This window comes from Methylobacterium sp. JK268, assembly GCF_054052225.1.
The window spans coordinates 67,100-86,271 of sequence record NZ_JBSVZN010000005.1; the positions used below are offsets into that span (position 1 = coordinate 67,100).

The 19,172-nt window shown below is 71.9% G+C and carries 14 protein-coding genes and 1 pseudogene; 2 read left to right on the forward strand and 13 right to left on the reverse strand.

The window, feature by feature from the left end; all coding sequences use genetic code 11:
• Nucleotides 1-38: 38 nt before the first annotated feature.
• A complete protein-coding gene (locus ACW9J6_RS07490) occupies nt 39-1,064 on the forward strand; it encodes a TRAP transporter substrate-binding protein (protein WP_457115825.1) in 1,026 nt (341 codons plus the stop codon).
• Between the two features lie 748 nt (nt 1,065-1,812).
• Here ACW9J6_RS07490 and ACW9J6_RS07495 read toward each other — a convergent pair.
• From ACW9J6_RS07495 to ACW9J6_RS07550, 12 genes are all read right to left on the reverse strand, one after another.
• Nucleotides 1,813-3,747 (reverse strand): acyl CoA:acetate/3-ketoacid CoA transferase, encoded by a 1,935-nt coding sequence (locus tag ACW9J6_RS07495; protein WP_457115826.1) that lies wholly within the window; start codon nt 3,745-3,747, stop codon nt 1,813-1,815.
• A gap of 128 nt (nt 3,748-3,875) precedes the next feature.
• A complete protein-coding gene (locus ACW9J6_RS07500; protein ID WP_457115827.1) occupies nt 3,876-5,009 on the reverse strand; it encodes a nickel/cobalt efflux transporter in 1,134 nt (377 codons plus the stop codon).
• Between the two features lie 12 nt (nt 5,010-5,021).
• Nucleotides 5,022-5,300, reverse strand: coding sequence for a metal/formaldehyde-sensitive transcriptional repressor (locus ACW9J6_RS07505; RefSeq protein WP_457115828.1), 279 nt, complete (start codon nt 5,298-5,300; stop codon nt 5,022-5,024).
• A 106-nt stretch (nt 5,301-5,406) separates the two neighbouring features.
• Nucleotides 5,407-6,741: a GDSL-type esterase/lipase family protein gene (locus ACW9J6_RS07510; RefSeq protein WP_457115829.1), complete on the reverse strand. Its 1,335-nt coding sequence runs from the start codon at nt 6,739-6,741 to the stop codon at nt 5,407-5,409.
• A gap of 135 nt (nt 6,742-6,876) precedes the next feature.
• Nucleotides 6,877-9,852, reverse strand: a complete 2,976-nt coding sequence (locus tag ACW9J6_RS07515; protein WP_457115830.1) for a 5'-nucleotidase C-terminal domain-containing protein — start codon at nt 9,850-9,852, stop codon at nt 6,877-6,879.
• Nucleotides 9,853-10,212: 360 nt separating this feature from the next.
• Complete coding sequence (locus tag ACW9J6_RS07520; RefSeq protein WP_457115831.1) at nt 10,213-11,202, reverse strand: peptide ABC transporter ATP-binding protein; 990 nt, start codon at nt 11,200-11,202, stop codon at nt 10,213-10,215.
• Nucleotides 11,199-12,221: an ABC transporter ATP-binding protein gene (locus ACW9J6_RS07525; protein WP_457115832.1), complete on the reverse strand. Its 1,023-nt coding sequence runs from the start codon at nt 12,219-12,221 to the stop codon at nt 11,199-11,201. Before ACW9J6_RS07525 ends, ACW9J6_RS07520 begins: the two co-directional genes overlap by 4 nt.
• A gap of 4 nt (nt 12,222-12,225) precedes the next feature.
• Nucleotides 12,226-13,137 carry an ABC transporter permease subunit gene (locus ACW9J6_RS07530; protein WP_457115833.1) on the reverse strand — a complete coding sequence of 304 codons (912 nt, stop codon included), beginning with the start codon at nt 13,135-13,137 and terminating at the stop codon, nt 12,226-12,228.
• Nucleotides 13,138-13,159: 22 nt separating this feature from the next.
• Nucleotides 13,160-14,170: an ABC transporter permease subunit gene (locus ACW9J6_RS07535; protein WP_457115834.1), complete on the reverse strand. Its 1,011-nt coding sequence runs from the start codon at nt 14,168-14,170 to the stop codon at nt 13,160-13,162.
• Between the two features lie 46 nt (nt 14,171-14,216).
• Entirely contained in the window at nt 14,217-15,812 is a 1,596-nt protein-coding gene (locus tag ACW9J6_RS07540) for an ABC transporter substrate-binding protein (protein WP_457115835.1), read from the reverse strand.
• Between the two features lie 102 nt (nt 15,813-15,914).
• Entirely contained in the window at nt 15,915-16,397 is a 483-nt protein-coding gene (locus ACW9J6_RS07545; RefSeq protein WP_457115836.1) for a hypothetical protein, read from the reverse strand.
• Between the two features lie 48 nt (nt 16,398-16,445).
• Nucleotides 16,446-17,000, reverse strand: coding sequence for a WHG domain-containing protein (locus tag ACW9J6_RS07550; RefSeq protein WP_457115837.1), 555 nt, complete (start codon nt 16,998-17,000; stop codon nt 16,446-16,448).
• 80 nt (nt 17,001-17,080) lie between these two features.
• Here ACW9J6_RS07550 and ACW9J6_RS07555 point away from each other — a divergent pair.
• A pseudogene (locus ACW9J6_RS07555) lies at nt 17,081-17,422 on the forward strand (DUF2306 domain-containing protein); the annotation flags it as partial.
• Nucleotides 17,423-17,485: 63 nt separating this feature from the next.
• On the opposite strand, the gene ACW9J6_RS07560 reads toward ACW9J6_RS07555, so the two are convergent.
• Complete coding sequence (locus ACW9J6_RS07560) at nt 17,486-19,141, reverse strand: acyl-CoA dehydrogenase family protein (protein WP_457115838.1); 1,656 nt, start codon at nt 19,139-19,141, stop codon at nt 17,486-17,488.
• Between the last annotated feature and the right edge of the window lie 31 nt (nt 19,142-19,172).

Genomic DNA, 19,172 nt, shown 5'->3' on the forward strand with positions numbered 1-19,172 from the left:
TCCGACCGGGCACAACGAGACACATCCAGGAGGACACGATGCCGAGCACACCCCTCTCGCGCCGCTCGCTGGTCGCCGGCTCGATCGGCGCCGGCCTGATCGGGGCGGCGCTGCCGCTGCGCTACGCCCACGCGGCCGAGTTCGTGCTGAAGCTCGGCACGGACGTCCCGGAGGCCCACCCGATCAACGTCCACGCCCGGAAGGCCTCGGAGGCGATCAAGGCGCAGACCAACGGGCGCGTCGATCTCCAGATCTTCTCGAACAACCAGCTCGGCGGCCAGACCGACATGCTCTCGCAGCTGCGCTCGGGGGCCCTCGAATGCTTCGCGCTCTCGGGCGTGAACGTGCTCTCCTCGATGATCCCGACCGCGTCGATCTACGGGCTCGGCTTCGCCTTCCCGAATTACGACGCGGTCTGGCGGGGCCTCGACGGCCCTCTGGGCGCCCACCTGCGCGGCCAGATCGAGAAGGCCGGCCTCGTCGTCATGGACCGGATCTGGGACAACGGCTTTCGGCAGGTCACCAACAGCGTCCGCCCGATCCGGGAGCCGAAGGATCTCCAGGGCCTGAAGATCCGCGTGCCGGTCAGCGCGCTCTGGACCTCGCTGTTCAAGTCGCTCGGGGCCGCGCCGGCCGGGCTCAATTTCTCCGAGGTCTACTCGGCGCTGCAGACCAAGGTCGTCGACGGGCAGGAGAATCCGCCGGTCATCATCAACACCGCGAAGCTGTACGAGGTCCAGAAGTACTGCTCGATCACCAACCACATGTGGGACGGCTGGTGGTTCCTGATCAACCGCCGCGCCTGGAGCCAGATGCCGGCCGACCTGCAGGAGATCTTCGCCAAGACCGTGAACGCCGCCTGCCTGGAGGAGCGCAAGGACGTGGCCCGGCTCAACGCGAGCCTGCGCGACGAACTGACCGCGAAGGGGCTCGTCTTCAATGACGTCGACCCGGCGCCCTTCAAGGAGGAGCTGCGCAAGAGCGGCTTCTACGCCGAGTGGCGCAAGCGGTTCGGGGACGAGCTGATGGGCCTCCTGGAGGAAGCCGCGGGCAAGCTCGGGTAAGGGGGAAGACGTCTGGGCCAAGGGTCTTGCGCATGCCCTCGCTCCGCCAGCGGCGCGGCTGGTGACAATCCGAGGCCCGTGAGAATGCGCCTCGATCTCCGGAACGCACTCATTCAACGACACGCCACGCTAGCCCAGCACGCGCGGGAGCCCCTCTCCCGAGGGGGCTGCCGTGTGCGCACAGTGATCGAAAAACTCTTACAAGACAATTGCTTGTTCAAGCGCATGACTCGGTGAGTCCGGCGGGGGAACCCCTCTCCCGTGCGGGAGAGGGGCAGGGGTGAGGGTCCCGGACCGTCCCGTCATCAAGCGTAGACTGTCGTGCTGGTGGCGGAACACTTCAGAATTCTTGCTGAACCACCTGGACCCTCACCCCTACCCCTCTCCCGCACGGGAGAGGGGATCCCGCGATCCACTTCGAGGCTGCCTGTAATCCTCTACCGCGAAAGACTTTTCTGGTTCTACGAAGAGGTGTGCACACGGTAACCCGAGCGGGGGAGTGGTAGGGGCGGTCGGAGATCGCGCAGGTTGGCTCGGCCGCAGCAAAGGGTCTGAACCGTCGAGTTGTCAGCGGTACGGTTCAGTTCACTTGCTGCACCCGAGCCACCCTCACCCCCGGATCCGCTCCCACTCGGGAGAGGGGAGCCGTGCCTCGCATGTCCCCGGACTGCCGTGCGCACGCGGGGAGAGGACAAGCCCGCGCCTCACGCGCCGAACACTGGAGTCTCCCGCTGTAGGGGGGCGGAGGTCACGTCTCCGCGATGGTCTCGTGGAAGGCCTGCGCCTCGGCCCGGCTCTCGAAGATGTGCGGCCGCACGGTGCGGGTGAGGACGTGCCCGAGCTTCACCCGCATGAACGCGCTCGTCGTGTAGCGGGAGACGCGGGTGTAATGGGCCTCCTCCAGGGAGCGCACCATCTCTGCGTAAGCCTCCGCCACGTCCGGATCGAGCTGGAAGGCGTCGTAGTTCACGACCACCGCCATGCGCCGGCCGACCTCCCGGCACAGGGCCGCCACGGCGTCCCGGATCGTCGCGACGTCCGCGATCCGGCGGACGTGCATCCCCTCGAAGTTCAGGAACAGGATGTTGCGGTCGGGGTCGTAGGCGAGCCGGTCCGCGAGGTTGAGGTCGAGCATCCGCTCCCGCAGCCCCATCGGCCCCGCCGCGAAGAGGCGCGGGTCCATCGTCCGCACGGACCGGACCAGCGGCTGGAAGTTCATGTGGGCCAGCACGTCCCGGTCGACGTCGAGGCCCGGCGCCACCTCGATCAGCTCCAGCCCGTCGCGGCGCAGCCGGAAGACGCAGCGCTCGGTGACGTAGAGCACGGTCTTGTCCTTCTCGGCCGCGACCCGGCCCGAGAAGGTGATCTGCTCGACCCGCGCGTGGAACTTGCGGGCGCGCCCCTCCTGGTGGATGCGCAGCCGCCCGTCCTCCACCCGGGCGTCGAGGCCGCCGGCCGTGAAGGTGCCGGCGAACACCACCTTGCGGGCGTTCTGGCTGATGTTGATGAAGCCGCCCGCCCCCGCGAGCTTCGGGCCGAAGCGGCTGACGTTGACGTTCCCCTCCGCGTCCGCCTCCGCCATCCCGAGCACCGCGATGTCGAGGCCGCCCCCGTCGTAGAAGTCGAATTGCTGGTTCTGGTGGATGATCGCCTCGGTGTTGACGGCCGCGCCGAAATCGAGCCCCGAGGCCGGCACGCCGCCCACCACCCCGGGCTCGGCCGTGAGGGTGATGAACCCGCTGATGCGCTCCTCGGCCGCGACCGCGCCGACGCCCTCGGGCATCCCGATCCCGAGATTGACGATGGCGCCCGCCCGCAACTCCATGGCGCAGCGCCGCGCGATGACCTTGCGCTCGTCGAGCGCCATCGGCCGGACGCTGTCGAGCGGCACGCTGATCTCGGCGCTGTAGGCCGGGTTGTAGACGGTCGCGTAGGTCTGGTGGTGGTGCTCCGCCTCGGCGACGACGACGCAGTCGACCAGCGAGCCCGGCACCAGCACCTGCCGCGGATGCAGCGACCCGGCGCGGGCGATGCGCTCCACCTGCACGATCACAACCCCGCCGGAATTCTTCACCGCCATCGCCATGGCGAGGTTGTCGAGGGCGAGCGCCTCCCGCTCGGCGGTGATGTTGCCGTTCGGGTCCGCCGTGGTGCCGCGCAGGAACGCGATGTTGAGCGGGAAGGCCCGGTAGAAGAGCCAGTCCTGGCCGTCGATCTCCATGACCCTGACGAGGTCCTCGGTGGTGATCGCGTTGACTTTCCCCCCTTCCAGCCGCGGATCCACGAAGGAGCCGATGCCGACGCGCGAGAGCGTGCCGGGCTTGCCCGCCGCGATGTCGCGGTAGAGGTGCGAGATCACGCCCTGCGGCAGGTTGTAGGCCTCGATCTTCCCTTCGAGGGCGAGGCGCCCGACCTTCGGGATCAGGCCCCAGTGTCCGCCGATCACCCGCTTGAGCAGCCCGTCATGGCCGAGGGCGTTGAGGCCGCGGTCCTTGCCGTCCCCCTGCCCGGCCGCGAACAGGAGGGTGAGGTCGCGCGGCGCGCCGGTGTCGAGGAAGCGCTGCCCGAGCGCCGAGAGCAGGGCGTCCGGCACGCCGATGCCGACGAAGCCCGAGGTGCACAGCGCGTCCCCGCTCTGGATGACGGCGACGGCCTCCGCAGCCGTGACGATCTTGTCGCGCATGATCGACCCTCCGCACATCCCGCCCCGGGGCGCAGATCGACCAGTCTGACACCCGGCCCGGCGGGAGACCAGACGGTGCGGGGCCGCCGGAGGCCGGCGCGGACCGTCGCCCCCGATGGAGTCGTCCTCTACGCCCGCTTCGGGAGGGTGGTGGCCGAAGCGGAGGCGGCCCGCCCGTCATGGCCGTGGCGGACGCCCTCCCAGCCCAGCCAGCCCGTGTAGAGGCCGACGAGGACGATCAGGACGGCCGAGGCGTAGGGCGCCCGCCGGGCGAAGGCATCGAACCCGGACCAGCGGGTCGCCACGTGGCGCAGGCTCAGGGCGGCGATCACCCCGGCCGAGACCATCGTGAGGGCGAGCCCGAGGCTGAAGCAGACGACGAGGGCGAAGCCGAGGCTGAGCTGTTTGAGCTGCATGCACAGGAGCAGGACCGTGATGGCGGCCGGGCACGGGATCAGCCCGCCCGTGAGCCCGAACAGCACGATCTGGCCGGTGGTCACGCGGCGCCCCGCGAAGCGCCGCCGGATGTCCTCCGCATGCGCCCGGGCATGGGCGTCGTCCGCGTCGCCCAGGTCCAGGGAGGCGTGGCCGTGCTCCGCGAAGGCGACCTCGTGGGTCTCGACGCCGTCCGGATGCCGCAGCGCGAGGCGGGCCGTGAAGGCGTGCGGCTCCGGGATCACGTCGAGGCTCTCCAGGACGGCGCCGCGCCGCGCGAACCCGAACAGGTGGCGGGTGCCGTCCGGCCGCACCGTCTCGACCGTGACGGCCTCGGCCGGCGGCAGGACGCCGGTCTCGGCGCCGAGGCGCCAGCGCGGCGGCACGCCCTCCTCGAACACCGCGAGGGTCAGCCGCCCGTCCCGCGCCGCGATGGGGCGGTGCGCGTCGTGGTGATGGTGGCCGTGATGGGGGTGGCCGTGCTCCTCGCGCCACGTGCGCCACGCCATCCAGAGCGCGATGCCCAGGATCATCGCCGCCGAGGCGAGCTGGAAATACGGCTCCGACGCCTCGCCGCCCCATTCGCGGCCGAAGGACTGCCCGCCGAGGGCGATCGCCCAGACCAGGGCCGTGTGCGAGAGCGTCGCGGCGAGACCCAGCAGCACCGCCTGCGCGACGGTGCCCCGCACCGCGATGATGAAGGCCGCCATCATCGTCTTGGAATGGCCGGGTTCGAGGCCGTGCAGGGCGCCGAGCAGGATCGCGCTCGGCACGAACAGCCACGCATGGGCGGTTCCCTGCTGCAGCAGCGCGGGCAGTGAGGTCATGGGCGGCTCTCGCTACTTCAGGTAGGTCCGCACCACCTCGATCAGTTCGGCGGCGCCCTTGGCGCGGTCGCGGTCCGGCTCGCTGTCCGGGTTCACGACGTGGTGGCGGATGTGGTCTTCCATCAACTCGGCGGTCAGGCCGTTGATGGCCCCGCGCATCGAGGCGACCAGCATCAGGACGTCGGCGCAGCCGATCTCGGCCTCGAGCGCCCGCTCGACCGCCTCCGCCTGCCCCCTGATGCGGCGCACCCGCGCCAGGAGCTTGGTCTTGTCCTTGATCGTGTGGGCCATGAACGGCTTTCCCAGGTGATATATAGGGGGGTACCCTATCATCTGTCGAGTCTGGTCGGCGCGGCGCAAGCGCGTGGCGGATCATCGCCCGGGCGCGGCCCGCGCCTCAGCGCGCGGCGCCCGGCAGGATCGCGGCGGGATCGATGGCGAAACCCATTGCGTGGTAGCCGGTCCGGTTCGGATGCAGCCCGTCGCCCGGCCCGCCCGTGGTGGATTCGGGAACGAACGCGGCCTTGAGCCGGCCCGTCGCCGGATCGCGGGTCGCGGCGTCGAAATCGACCACCGCGTCGAACACGCCGGAGTCGCGGATGAAGCGGTTCAGGGCCTGGCGCTTCTCGTCCTGCTCGGGGAAGCCGTGCGCGGGACTGGACGAGCCGAGCGCGCTCGTCACGGTGGCGCCCACGACCCGGATGCCCGCCCGTTTCAGGCGCGCCGCGCCCTCCCGCATCCCGGCCTCCACCGCCGCGACGTCCGCGTTGCCGTTGCGGCTGAAATCGTTGATGCCTTCGAGCCAGATCAGCGTCGTGACGCCCGAAAGGCCGAGCACGTCGCGGTCCAGGCGCTGCCCGGCCGCTGGACCGCCCGGGAAGGGCGCGTCGGGCCCGTACGCGGCCGGGCCGGCGACCTGGTTGCCGCCGATCCCCGCATTGACGACGGCGACGCCGTTCGACCCGAGGGCCCCGGCGAGGCGGCGGGCGAGCACGTCGGGCCAGCGGTCGTCGCCGTTCATGGTCGAGGCGGTGCCGTCCGTGATCGAGTCGCCGAACGCCACCACGACGGGCGTGGCCGCGGGCGCCGCCACGTCCACCGCGTCGAGGAAGAACCACGAGGCGGTCGCGTAAGGGAAGGCCGCCTCGCTCTCCTCCGCGCCCTTGGCCCCCGCCCCGGGCGGCGTGACGTAGGAGGTCTGGAGCGCCTTGGCGTGCCAGGTCATCGGGCCGCTCTCGCCCGGCACGTGGAGGCTCACGGCGAGCTTGCGCCCGTCGAGCAGCGGCAGGGCGGCCGGCGTGACGAAGGACAGGTCGACCGGGTCGCTCCAGGCCATCCCGCCCGGCGCGACGGTGACCGCGGACCCGCCCGCGAACAGCACGGGCCGGTTCGTGCCCGGGACCAGGGCGGCGGAGCCGCGCTGGAGGCCGACATGCACGCCGTCGAAGGTGACCGGTCGGGTGCCGAAGGCGTTGGACAGCCGCAGGCGCAGCCGCGGCCCCCAGAGGCTCGGCCGCAGGACGAGGCGGAAGGTCTGGTCCCGCGCGCCGGCTGCCGGGTCCGGGAAGGCGAAGCGCTGGTCGGGCTGGGCCGAGGGGTTGCCGACCGGGTAGGGACCCTGCACCGAGCCGGCCCAACTCGTCTTCCAGGCGAGATCGGCGGGCTGAGCGCGCCCCGCCAGGGGAGACGCCACCGCCCAGAGCCCGATCAACGCCGCTGCGACGCCCCTCATCCCCGGCCTCCCCCTGCGCGGGGCCGGGCCGCGCCCGTCGGGCCGCGGGAACGGCGCCCCGGAGAGGCAGTGTAGGGCCTGCGCGACCCGGCCAACAAGCTGGGGGGCGCCGGGTCGGGACCAGCGCCGCCGCGCTCAGGCGAGGGAGAAGGTGAAGTTCTGGGCGCCCAGGTTCGCCAGCTGCACGTTCTGGAGCACCAGAACGTCGCTGGCGCTCACCGTGATCTCCACGTCCGCGCCCACCTGCCGGCTCGCCGACTGGACTGCCGCGAACGATCCGAAGACGCCGCCCCCGAACTCCACCACGTCGCGCTCCGCCCCGCCCGTCACGAAGTCCTGAATCAGGTCGCGCCCGTCGCCGCGGGAGAACACGAAGGTGTCCGAGCCCGGCCCGCCGATCAGCACGTCGTTCCCGGCGCCGCCCACCAGCGTGTCGGCCCCCTCGCCGCCCACGAGCCAGTCCGCCCCCGCGCCGCCCAGCAGCACGTCGTTGCCCCCATCGCCCACCAGCACGTCGTCCCCGTCCTCGCCGGCCAGCCAGTCGTCGCCCGCGCCGCCGTGCATCTCGTCCTTGCCGGCGCCGCCCAGCATGGTGTCGCGGCCCTCGTCGCCCTGCATCCAGTCGGCCCCGGCGCCGCCGCGCAGCACGTCGTCGCCCGCGCCGCCGATCAGCACGTCGTCGCCCGCGCCGCCCTCGATCCAGTCGTCGCCCGCGCCGCCGTAGAGGTCGTCCTTGCCGTCCTCGCCCACCAGAACGTCGTTGCCGTCCTCGCCGACGATCCAGTCGTCGCCGGCGCCGCCGTGGATCTCGTCGTTGCCCGCGCCGCCCAGCAGGGTGTCGTTCCCCTCGTCGCCGGCCAGCCAGTCATTGCCCGGACCGCCGTGCAGGACGTCGTTGCCCGCGCCGCCCACCAGGGCGTCGTTGCCCTCGCCGCCCTCGATCCAGTCGGCCCTGGCGCCGCCCACCAGCGTGTCGGCGCCCGCGTCGCCGACGAGCAGGTCGTCCCCGGCCCCGCCCTCGATGCGGTCGTCGCCCGCGCCGCCGAACAGCGTGTCGTTCCCGTCGTAGCCGAAGATCTCGTCGTCGCCCGCCGTGCCCACCAGCCAGTCGGCCCCGCCGGTGCCGAAGCGGTCGGACTTGAACACCGTGTCGCCGCGCAGGCTCAGGTTCTGGATGCGGAGATCCTCGCTCGCCGGCGTGTCCGCCATTCCGTAGGGATGATCCGCCGATCCGTAGCGCTCGTGCAGGTAGCCCTCGAACGCCGCCTGCTCGCCGATCACGTTGGCCGGCACGTTGGCCGGAGCCGTGAAGTCCTTGGCCTTGTCGATCGGCGCCGACAGGGTTCCGTCCGTGAGCAGGTAGCGGAAGTTGTCGCCGTTCTGCTTGGTCGGGTAGCCGTCGCCGCCATTCGCCGTGAAGTTCAGGGAGACGACGCTGATCCGCGACGGGGCGCCCGCCACGACGGCGCCGTTCTCCACCACCTTGGCGATGACGGTGCCGGCCTCGTCGGTGAGCGCCACGCTGCGCAGCCGCGATCCCGCCGGCTGGGACGGATCGTAGGAGAACTTCACGCCGCCGATCTGCGGGTAGCCGCCATTCCCCGGGGCGAGGCCGGCACCGTATTCGAGGATGGCCTTGAGGCCCTGCGGCGTGGTGTCGAACACCATCAGCTTGTTGTCGAAGCGCAGGGCGTTCTCGACGTCGAGCTGGGATATGCCGCCGGAAGGCTTGCCCGCCGCGGCGTTGGCGAGCGGAGGCAGCTTGGCGCCGGCGTTCGGATCGTTGCCGCCGCCGGAATTCACCGCGCCGATCGAGGCCCGGATGCCGCCGCCGTTCTTGAGCGAGACGAGGTAGGGCTGGCCCGCCACGGCCTTGGCCGCCGCAGCCGTGTTCGCGTCCGCCGAGAGGTCGCCGAGGTTGGTCTCCTGCGCCCGTCCGAAGGCACGGTCGCCCTCCAGGTACACGCCCGTGAAGCCGAAGACGTTGCCCTCCTTGGTGTTGACCACCTGGCCGACCGCGTCGGTGATCTGCTTCACCCGGGCGCCGATCGAGCCGGCCGCGAAGGCCTTCCCGATGTCGGCGCCGTAGGCCGCCTGGAGGTTCGCCGTCGTCGAGGCGTAGCTGCCGCTCACCGCCGGGTTGAGGCTGCCCGGCACGATGTGGCCGTCCGCGTCGAAATCGACCACGAGCCGCCCGAGATAAGTCGATTCGCTGTCGGTGCAGACGATCAGCGTCGGCGCGCCATCCGCCCCCGCGGTCACGATCGGGTAGGGACCCGCATAGGTGGCGTCGTGGCCCGGGAAGGCGGCCGGGACGTCGGTGGAATCACCGAGCCGCGTGTGCGAGCCCGCCGCCAGGATGATGTCGACGCCGCGCAGCAGCGGCGCCAGCGCCTGCTCGTTCGACAGAAGCTGCAGGTGGCTGTCGAGGACGACCTTGTTGACCCCCTGGGCGATCAGCGCGTCGATGACCGGCTGGAGCTGGCTCGCGAGGAGCGCCATGTCGTCGTGCTCGACGAGCTTGTCGCCCGGCCCGCCGGCCTTCGGGAAACCGTTCACCTCGGTGCCCGTGGGCGAGGAGATGCGCTCCAGCACCTGCGTGGTGGCGCCGACGATGCCGATCTTCTCGCCGTTGATCGTCACGATCGCCGAGGGCGCGATGCGGCCCTTGATGGCCGCGGCGTCCTGGCCCGCCGCCGTGACGCGCCCGCGCAGGGCGGCGTCCCGCGAGAAGTCGAGATTGGCCGACAGGTAGGGGAACTGGGCGCCGACCCAGGAGCCCGACGGCGCGATCGCGTCGGCGAGCACCTGGGAGCCGAGGTCGAATTCGTGGTTGCCGAAGCTCGTCGCCCTGACCCCGAAGGCGTTGTAGATGGCGATGTCGGGCCGCGCGAGGGCCGTCGCGCCGACGATCGCGTTCAGGGACGGGTCGGCGCCGGCGGTCAGGAACGGGCCGGGAATGAAGTTGTCGCCGCCGGCGAGCACCAGCGTGTTGGCGTATTGGTCGTCGAAGCGGTCGATGAGCGCGCCCATGATCGGGGCGGTCTGGGTCGAGAGCGTCGAGCCCTCGCCGTCGGACATGTGGAGGAGCTGGAGCGTGTAAGTGGCCATCGTGAACCTCCGGGCGCTGATCGCGGCGTCGGCCGCCGCGCGCGTCCCGAGGGGGCCTGTCGTCGCCGCCGGAGAGCGCGGTCGATGCGCCCCCGATCCGGGCGCAGCCGGACGCGCCCCGAGGGGAGCGGGTGGGGTCGCATCGGGCCTTCCTGCGGGAGAGGCACTCCCGGAGCCGCGCGCCGGCGCGTCTCGTTACCGGCGAACTCGGCCGTTCCCGTAGCCTTCCCCAACGACAGTTCGATGAAGACGTGTCTGGCGTGTTTCGCTGCGCATCCGCCGCGTCGTCGACGAGGACGGACGCCCGCGCGGGTCGGCGCTCCGGCCCGCCGGCGCGCCGAGCCGCTTCGATCGCGCGGGTCAGGCCGCCGCGGCGGCCTCGCCCAGGAAGGTCTCGGCGTAGTGGCAGGCGACGAGCCGGCCGCCGACGGGCCGCAAGGCCGGGCGCTCGCCCCGGCAGAGGTCCGTGGCGGAGGGGCAGCGGGTCGAGAACACGCAGCCCCGCGGCGGGTCGAGGGGCGAGGGCAACTCGCCGCCGAGCACCATGCGCTTGCGCCGCGCGCCCGTGAGGCCCGGCGTCGCCCCGAGCAGGGCCTGCGTGTAGGGGTGGAGCGGCGCGGCGTAGATCCGCTCCTTCTCGCCCTGCTCCATGGCGAGGCCGAGATACATCACCAGCACCTCGTGGGCGATGTGCCGGACGACGCCGAGGTCGTGCGAGATGAACAGGTAGGCGAGGCCCAGCTCCCGCTGCAGGTCCGCGAGGAGGTTCAGCACCTGCGCCTGGATCGAGACGTCGAGGGCGGAGACCGGCTCGTCGGCCACCACCAGCCGCGGGTTGAGCATCAGCGCGCGGGCGATGGCGATGCGCTGGCGCTGCCCCCCTGAGAACATATGCGGGTAGCGCCCGTAATGCTCCGGCCGCAGCCCGACCTTGGCCAGCATGGCGCGGGCGCGCGCCGTGCGCTCGGAGGCCGGCAGGTCGGTATTGATGGCGAGCGGCTCCTCCAGGATCGTCCCGACCTTGCGGCGCGGGTTGAGCGAGCCGTAGGGGTTCTGGAAGACGAGCTGCACGCTCTGCCGCAGGCGGCGCCGCTCGGCGCGGGGCGGCGCGATCGCGTCGATCCCGTCGAGGGTGAGCGTCCCGCCGGTCGGCGTCTCGATCAGCGTGACCATGCGGGCGAGGGTGGACTTGCCGCAGCCCGATTCGCCCACCACGGCCAGGGTACGGCCCGGCTCGACCGAGAAGGAGATGCCGCCCACCGCCTGCAGGCGGGCGGGCGCCCGGAACAGGCCGCGGCGGATCTCGTAGATCTGGGTGAGGTCGCGGGCCTCGACGACGGGAGCGCTCATGGGGCCGCCTCCGCGGTGGCGCCGACGAGACCGTCCGCGGCGAGGCGCGCCTCGCGCCCGGGCTCGCCGAGCGGGTAGTGGCAGCGCACCCTCCCCTCTCCGAATGCCTGAAGCTCCGGCCGCACCCGGCGCGAATGGTCGGTGGCGAAGGTGCAGCGCGGGGAGAACAGGCAGCCGGCGGGCCGGTCGTGCAGCCCCGGCACCACGCCGGGGATCGTGGCGAGCCGCCCGCCCTCGCTGCGCTCGGGCAGAGCCGCCAGCAGCGCCGCCGTGTAGGGGTGGTGGGGGGAGGAGAACAGCGTCTCGGCCCGCTGCTCCTCCATCACCTGGCCGGCATACATCACCATCACGCGCTCGGCCGTCTCGGCCACCACGCCCATGTTGTGGGTGATCAGCACCAGCGCCATCCCGCGCTCCTTCTGGAGGGTGAGCAGCAGATCGAGGATCTGGGCCTGGATGGTGACGTCCAGCGCCGTGGTCGGCTCGTCGGCGATCAGCAGCTTCGGGTTGCAGGCGATCGCCATGGCGATCATCACCCGCTGGTTCATGCCCCCGGAGAGCTGGTGCGGGTAGGCGTCGAGGCGGCTCCCCGGCGCCGGGATCCCGACCTGCCCGAGCAGCTCCGCGGCCCGGTCGCGGGCGGCGCGCCGGCCCATTCCCTCGTGCAGCCGCAGGGTCTCGGCGAGCTGGAAGCCGACCGTGAAGCAGGGATTCAGGCTCGTGGTCGGCTCCTGGAAGATCATCGCCACGTCCTTGCCGGTGAGGCGGCGGCGCTCGCGGTCCGACAGGGTGAGGAGGTTGCGGCCCTGGAAGCGCAAGGTGTCGGCCCGGACCCGGCCCGGGTAGCCGACGAGGCCCATCAGCGCCAGCATGGTGACGCTCTTGCCGGAGCCCGACTCGCCCACCACGCCCAGCACCTCGCCCTCGTCGAGGGTGAGCGAGACGCCCTCGACGGCACGCATCACCCCGCCGGCGGTCGGGAATTCGACGGAGAGGTTCTCGATCTCGAGGAGGGGCAAGGGCCTACCGCTTCAGCTTGGGGTCGAGGGCGTCGCGCAGGCCGTCGCCCACGAGATTGAAGGCCAGCACCGTGACGAGGATCATCAGCCCCGGGAAGGTGACGACCCACCACGCGCGCAGCACGAATTCCCGGGCATCGGCCAGCATTGTGCCCCATTCGGGCGAGGGCGGTTGCGCGCCGAGGCCGAGGAAGCCGAGGGCTGCCGCGTCGAGGATCGCCGTCGAGACGCCGAGGGAGGCCTGGACGATCAGCGGCGCGGCGCAGTTCGGCAGGATCTCGCGGACCATCAGGCGCAGGGTGCCCGCCCCGCTCACCCGGGCGGCCGTGACGTAGTCGCGGGAGGATTCCGCCAGCACCGCCGCGCGGGCGATGCGCACGTAGTGGGGCAGAACCACCACGGCGACCGCGAGCATCGCGTTCATCAGGCCGGGGCCGAGGATCGCCACGATGACGATGGCCAAGAGCAGGCTCGGCAGGGTCAGGATGATGTCCATCACCCGCATGATCGCGGTGTCGACGGCGCCCCGGACATAGCCCGCCGCGAGCCCGAGCGCGGTGCCGACCAGGATCGACAGCGCCACCACGGCGATGCCGATGGTGAGCGAGAGCCGCGCCCCGTAGATCAGCCGCGAGAGGATGTCGCGCCCGATCGCGTCGGTGCCGAGCGGGTAGGCGAGCGCGCCGCCCTGCTGCCAGAACGGGGGTTTGAGGAAGATCGCGTCGTTGGTCTGGATGGGTGAGTGGGGCGCCACGAGGTCGGCGAGCCCCGCCATGGCCAGCACGACGACGATCACCGCGAGCCCGATCACGGCCCCGGTATTGGCCCGGAAGGCGGTCCAGAACTCCCGGAAGGGATGCGGCGGCGCCCCGCTCGGGGCGGCCGCCGCCGGGGTCTCCATGACCTCGACGCTCATCGCTGGGGCCCTCGAAATCGGATCATCGTGTGTGCCGGATGCGGGGATTGATGATCCCGTAGGCGAGATCGACCAGGAGGTTCACGCTCATCACCACGACGCCGATGAGCAGGATGCCGCCCTGCAGCACCGGGTAGTCGCGCCGGCCGATCGCCTCGATCAGCCATTTGCCGATGCCCGGCCAGGAGAAGATCGTCTCGGTGAGGATCGCGCCCGTGAACAGGACGCCGACCTGCAGGCCGATCACCGTGACGACCGGGATCAGCGCGTTGCGCAGGGCGTGCAGGCCGACGACCCGGAAGGTGGAGAGCCCCTTGGCCCGCGCCGTGCGGATGTAGTCCTCGCCCAGCACCTCCAGCATGGCGCTGCGCGTCATCCGGGCGATGACCGCGAGCGGGACCGTGCCGAGCACGATCGCCGGCAGGACGAGGTGGCCGAGCGCCGAGCGGAAGGCGCCCCAATCGTCAGCGAGCAGGCTGTCGATCAGCAGGAAGCCCGTCACCGGCTCGATGTAGTACATCACGTCGATGCGGCCCGAGACCGGGGTGAGGTCGAGCTGCACCGAAAACAGCAGGATCAGCAGCAGGCCCCACCAGAAGATCGGCATCGAGTAGCCGGCGAGCGACAGCCCCATCACCCCGTGGTCGAGGATGGAGTTGCGCCGCACCGCCGCCACGATGCCGGCCGGCAGCCCGAGCAGGATCGCGAACAGGATCGCGCAGACCGCGAGTTCGATCGTGGCCGGGAACAGGCTGGTGAACTCGTTGATCACGGTGTCCTGCGTGATCATCGACTTGCCGAGATCGCCGTGGAGCAGGCGCCCGAGATAGATCCCGTACTGGACGAGGACCGGCCGGTCGAGGCCGAGCTCGTGCCGCAGGGTCTCGTGGCGGGCGGGGTCGATGCCCCGTTCCCCGGCCATGACCTCGATCGGGTCGCCCGGGACGAGGCGGATCAGGAAGAAGGCCACGAGCGTGATGCCGAGGAAGGTCGGCACGATCAGGCTGAGGCGGGAGAGGAGGAAGCGCAGCATCGGGTGTCCTGGGCGGGCGGCGCCGGGGAGCGCCGCCCGGTCCGCCTCACTTCATGTCGACGCCGTAGAAGACGTGGCGGCTGAAGGGGGAGAGCTTGAAGTCGACCACCTCCTTGCGCACGGGCTTGAGCTGCACCGCATGCGCGATGGTGAACCACGGCGCCTGGTCCTTGAAGCGCACCTGCGCCTGCTCGTAGAGCTTCGTGCGCTCGCCCTGGTCGCTGATCGACTTGGCCTTCACGACGAGGTCGTCGAAGGTCTGGTCGCACCATTTGGCCACGTTGCCGCCGTTGTTCTTGGCGGCGTCGCAGCCCAAGAGCACGTGCAGGAAGTTGTCCGGGTCGCCGTTGTCGCCGGTCCAGCCGAGCATGCCGGTCTGGTGCTCGCCCGCCTGCATGCGCTTGCGGTACTCGCCCCACTCGTAGGACTTGATCTCCGCCTTCACCCCGACCTTCGCCAGGTCCGCCTGCATCAGTTCGGCGATGCGCCGCGCGTTCGGGTTGTAGGGCCGCTGCACCGGCATCGCCCACAGGTCCGTCTCGAACCCGTTCGGGAAGCCCGCCTCCGCCAGGAGCTTCTTGGCACCCTCCGGATCGTAGGGATCGTCCTTGATGTCCTTGTCGTAGGACCAGATCGTCGGCGGGATCGGGTTCACCGCCGGGACGCCCGTCGACAGGAAGACCGCGTCGAGGATCGCCTTCTTGTTGATCGCCATGTTGAAGGCCTTGCGCACGCGCACGTCGTCGAAGGGCTTCTTGGTGACGTTGTAGGCGAGGTAGCCGATGTTCAGCCCCGGCTGCTCCAGCACCTGCACGGCCGGGTCCTTGCGGATGGCGTCGAGGTCGGCGGGGTTCGGGTAGGGCATCAGGTGGCACTCGCCCTTCTGCACCTTGGCCCAGCGGACCGAGGCATCGGGCGTGATGGCGAACACGAGGTCGTCGATCTTGGCCTTGCCGGCCCAGTACTCGGGGAAGGCCTTGTAGCGGATGACCGCGTCCTTCTGGTACTGGACGAGATAGAAGGGGCCGGTGCCGATCGGGACCTGGTCGACCTTCTCGGGCGTGCCGGCCTTCAGCATGGCATCGGCGTATTCCTTCGACTGGATCGCCGCGAAGGACATGGCGAGGTCGGCCAAGAACGGCGCCTCGGGCCGGTTCAGGGTGAAGCGGACCGTGTAGTCGTCGACCTTCTCGACGCTCTTCAGCAGCTTCGCCAGCCCCATGTCGTTGAAGTAGGAGTGGTTGGAGCTGGTCACCTTGAAGAAGGGGTGATCCTCCTTCCATTGCCGCTCGATCGAGAACAGCACGTCGTCGGCGTTGAAATCACGACTCGGCTTGAAGGCGCGGTTGGTGTTGTGCCACTTCACGCCCTTGCGCAGGTGGAAGGTGTAGACCGTGCCGTCCGGCGAGATCTCCCAGCTCTCCGCGAGATCGGGTACGACCTTGGTGTCGCCCCGCTCGAACTGGACGATGTTGTCATAGACCTGGGTGGTGGCGTCGAAGGTCGTGCCCGTGGTATTGATCGCCGCGTAGAAGTTCTCGGGCGAACCTTCCGAGCAATAGACCAGCGTCTTGGCCTGGAGAGGCGCCGCGCTCAGGCAGGTGGCGGCGACGGCGGCGGCGAGCAGGGCTTGGATCTTCACGGCTTCGGTCTCGTCCCTCGGGCGGCCGTAAAGTAGCGGCTGGCGCGGGACGTACAACCACCGTGTCGGTCTGCGCCGACTTTTCCCCTTCCTCCGCCCGCCTCAGGGCCTGGCCGCGCCCGCCCGGGTCACGAAGGTGCCCTCGAAGCGCCCGCGCTGGCTGTCGGCCGTGCAGGCCACCGTCGAGGTGCCGGGCTCGCCGGCCGGGAAGCGGCAGGAGCCGACCGCCATCAGCGTGTCGCGCAGCACCGCGCCGTCCGGCCCCTTGCTCGTCAGGATCAGGGCGCTCACCGGCTGCAGCGCGTCGACGCCGAACTCCTCCTGGCGCTCCTGCTGCGCCCCGGTGCCCGTGAAGGCGACCGCGCTGCCGTCGCTCGCGCGGAACTCGAAGGAGGTGCGGGTGCCCTGGACCGTGTTGACGAGCTCGTTGACGCAGGCCGCGCCGGCATCCCGGCCGCCGATCACCAGCCTGCCGCAAGTGCCCGGGAGGGTGTTGCGGATCGGGGCCTGGGCCTGCGCCGCCGGCGGGCCGACCAGGGCGAGGGACGTGAGGGTGAGGGACGCGAGGGCGAGGAGGCGGGGCATGCGGCCGATCTAGCGGCCAGCGCGCGGGCGTCGAGGGGCACCTTCGGGTCAGGCCAGGACCGCGTCCGCCTCCTCGCGGGCGACCTGTCCCTCGGCCACCAGCGTGGCGAGCCCGTGCACGAGCCCCCAGGCGCGGATCGTCTCGCGGGCGACAAGGTCCGGCGGCACCGTCTCCTCCACCGTCTCCCGCAGGACCGCGAAGGCCGCGGCCGCCGCCGCCGCGAGGTCGGGATGTGCGCCGGGATCCGGGGCCGCCCCGAACATCAGGCGGAAGAGCGGGCGCTCCCGCGCCGCGAAGGCGAGATAGGCCCGCCCGAGCGCGGCCAGCGGAGCGGAGGGACTCGCCTCGCGCGCCGCCCGCAGCCCGTCGCGCAGGGCCGCGAACCCTTCCGCCGCCAGGGCGGCCAGGAGGGCGTCGCGGCTCGGGAAGTGGCGGTAGGGGGCGTTGTGGGAAACGCCCGCGGTCCGGGCCGCCTCGCGCAGCGTCACCGCCTCGCGACCACCCTGCTCCAGCAGCGCCCGCGCGGCGGCGAGCAGGCCGCGGCGCAGGTCACCGTGATGATAGGGCGCCTTCCCGTCGTCGCGGGGCGGTGACACCGGCATGATTTCCCTCTATGTTGATGCTGTCAACATGGTGGCGCGGCCCGCGACCGCCATGGTTCCCTCCTCGTGAGTCCCGCCTCATGACCCTCGCCCCGCTCGCGACCGCCTCGCCGGTGATCCAGCTGCACGCGGCCGCCGCCGTCGCGGCGCTGGCCCTCGGCACCGCGCAGTTCGCGCTGCCGAAGGGCGGCCGGACGCATCGCGGCCTCGGCCGCCTCTGGATCGGGCTGATGGCCGTCGTCGCGCTCAGTTCCTTCGGCATCGCGGAGCTGCGGCAGGTCGGGCCGATCAGCTGGATCCACGGCCTCTCCGTGGCGACGCTGATCGCGCTCGCCCTCGGGATGGCGCATGCCCGGCGGGGCCGGGTCGCCGCGCATCGCTGGACCATGATCGGCCTCTTCGTCGGTGCGCTGATCATCACCGGCCTGTTCACCCTGGTGCCGGGCCGGATCATGCATCGGGTCCTGTTCGCGGGCGGCGCGGCCTCACGGCAGGGCGCGCTCCAGGAGCAGGCCGGCCGCGGCCCCGAGATCCGCCGCCCCGAGGAGCGCGTGCTCGCGCAGGAGCCGGGTCCGCGCGAAGGCCTCGGCGACGGCCGGCGGGGCTGAGGCGGCGAGCGCCGCCGTCGCCGCGAGGGCGGCGAGCCGGCCGGTGGCGAAGCGCGCCCGCGCCTCCGCGTCCGGCGCGGCGAGGGCGGCGGCCACGTCGCGGGCCGCCTCCGCCGCGCCCGGCAGGCCGGCCGCCTCGGCGGCGAGCTCCGCCAGGACGGCCCTCGCCTCGTCGGACGCACGGGCAGCGGCGCGCAGCACGTCGAGGGCCATGACGTTGCCGGATCCCTCCCAGATCGCGTTCACGGGCGCCTCCCGGTAGAGGCGCGGCAGCGGGCTCTCCTCCACGTAGCCGTTCCCGCCCAGGCACTCCATCGCCTCGACGACGAGGCCGGGCGCCGCCTTGCAGACCGCGTATTTGACGGCCGGGGTGAGCAGGCGGGCGCGGGCCGCCTCGCCCCGGTCGAAGCTCGCGGCGAGGCGCAGGACGAGGGCGACCTGCCCCTCGACGGCAAGCGCGAGGTCCGCGAGCACCCGGGCCATGGCGGGCTGGTCGGCGAGGGGCCGCTGGAAGACGCGCCGGTGGCGGGCGTGGTGGAGGGCCAGCGCCAGCGCCATGCGCACGAGGCCCGCCGAGGCCACCGCGCAGTCGAGCCGGGTGAGCTGGACCATGGCCAGGATGGTGCGGATCCCGCGTCCCTCCTCGCCGATCAGCCAACCGAAGGCGGCCTCGAACTCGACCTCCGAGGAGGCGTTCGCGCGGTTCCCGAGCTTGTCCTTGAGCCGCTGCAGGTGGAGGGCGTTGACGCTCCCGTCCGGCCGGTGGCGGGGCACCAGGAAGCAGGACAGGCCCCCGGGCGCCTGGGCGAGGACCAGGAACCCGTCGCACATCGGTGCGGAGAAGAACCACTTGTGGCCGGTGAGCGCGTAGGCGTCGCCGCCCATGGGCGCGGCCCGCGTGGCGTTGGCGCGGACATCCGTGCCGCCCTGCTTCTCCGTCATGCCCATGCCGAGGGTGACGCCGCGCTTCTCGAACCAGGGCCGGAAGCCCGGCTCGTAGGCGCGGGCGGCGATGCGGGGCCGCCACGCCGCGAGATGCGCAGGCGCCGCGGCGAGCGCCGCCACGGAGGCGCTGGTCATGGTCATCGGGCAGAGGTGGCCGCTCTCGACGCCGGCGACGACGTAGAGGCGGGCCGCCCGGGCCACGTGTCCTCGACCGAGAGGTCCCTGCCCGAGAGGGTCGTGACCGAGAGGGCCCGGCGCCCCCGGCGCCGCGGGGCCGTCCCAGAGCGAGCCCGCCAGGCCCGCGGACACGCTCGCCTCCATCAGGGCGTGGTAGGCCGGGTGGAACTCGACGAGATCCGCCCGGCGGCCGCGCGCGTCGTGGGTGCGCAGCCGCGGCGGGTGCTCGTTGGCGAGGCGCCCGAGGTCGAGCCGCTCCGCCGCGCCCCACTCCGCCCCGAAGGCCAGGAGCCCGGGATCCTGCGGATCCACCCCGTTCGCCCGCAGGCTGCCCCGCAGCGCGGCATCGGCCGCGATCAGGTTCACGTCCGAGAAGGGCGGGCTCTGGTTGAGGACCTCGTGCGTCGCCATCGCCGCCATCCTGCGGGGGGATTGCGGCCGG

What these genes read in the sequence shown, in the direction of transcription:
- ACW9J6_RS07495 (WP_457115826.1), bottom strand. Translation starts at nt 3,747, where the DNA reads ATGCGCGACAAGATCGTCACGGCTGCGGAGGCCGTCGCCGTCATCCAG.
- ACW9J6_RS07535 (WP_457115834.1), bottom strand. Translation starts at nt 14,170, where the DNA reads ATGCTGCGCTTCCTCCTCTCCCGCCTCAGCCTGATCGTGCCGACCTTC.
- ACW9J6_RS07530 (WP_457115833.1), bottom strand. Translation starts at nt 13,137, where the DNA reads ATGAGCGTCGAGGTCATGGAGACCCCGGCGGCGGCCGCCCCGAGCGGG.
- ACW9J6_RS07490 (WP_457115825.1), top strand. Translation starts at nt 39, where the DNA reads ATGCCGAGCACACCCCTCTCGCGCCGCTCGCTGGTCGCCGGCTCGATC.
- ACW9J6_RS07545 (WP_457115836.1), bottom strand. Translation starts at nt 16,397, where the DNA reads ATGCCCCGCCTCCTCGCCCTCGCGTCCCTCACCCTCACGTCCCTCGCC.
- ACW9J6_RS07505 (WP_457115828.1), bottom strand. Translation starts at nt 5,300, where the DNA reads ATGGCCCACACGATCAAGGACAAGACCAAGCTCCTGGCGCGGGTGCGC.
- ACW9J6_RS07560 (WP_457115838.1), bottom strand. Translation starts at nt 19,141, where the DNA reads ATGGCGACGCACGAGGTCCTCAACCAGAGCCCGCCCTTCTCGGACGTG.
- ACW9J6_RS07500 (WP_457115827.1), bottom strand. Translation starts at nt 5,009, where the DNA reads ATGACCTCACTGCCCGCGCTGCTGCAGCAGGGAACCGCCCATGCGTGG.
- ACW9J6_RS07510 (WP_457115829.1), bottom strand. Translation starts at nt 6,741, where the DNA reads ATGAGGGGCGTCGCAGCGGCGTTGATCGGGCTCTGGGCGGTGGCGTCT.
- ACW9J6_RS07520 (WP_457115831.1), bottom strand. Translation starts at nt 11,202, where the DNA reads ATGAGCGCTCCCGTCGTCGAGGCCCGCGACCTCACCCAGATCTACGAG.
- ACW9J6_RS07515 (WP_457115830.1), bottom strand. Translation starts at nt 9,852, where the DNA reads ATGGCCACTTACACGCTCCAGCTCCTCCACATGTCCGACGGCGAGGGC.
- ACW9J6_RS07550 (WP_457115837.1), bottom strand. Translation starts at nt 17,000, where the DNA reads ATGCCGGTGTCACCGCCCCGCGACGACGGGAAGGCGCCCTATCATCAC.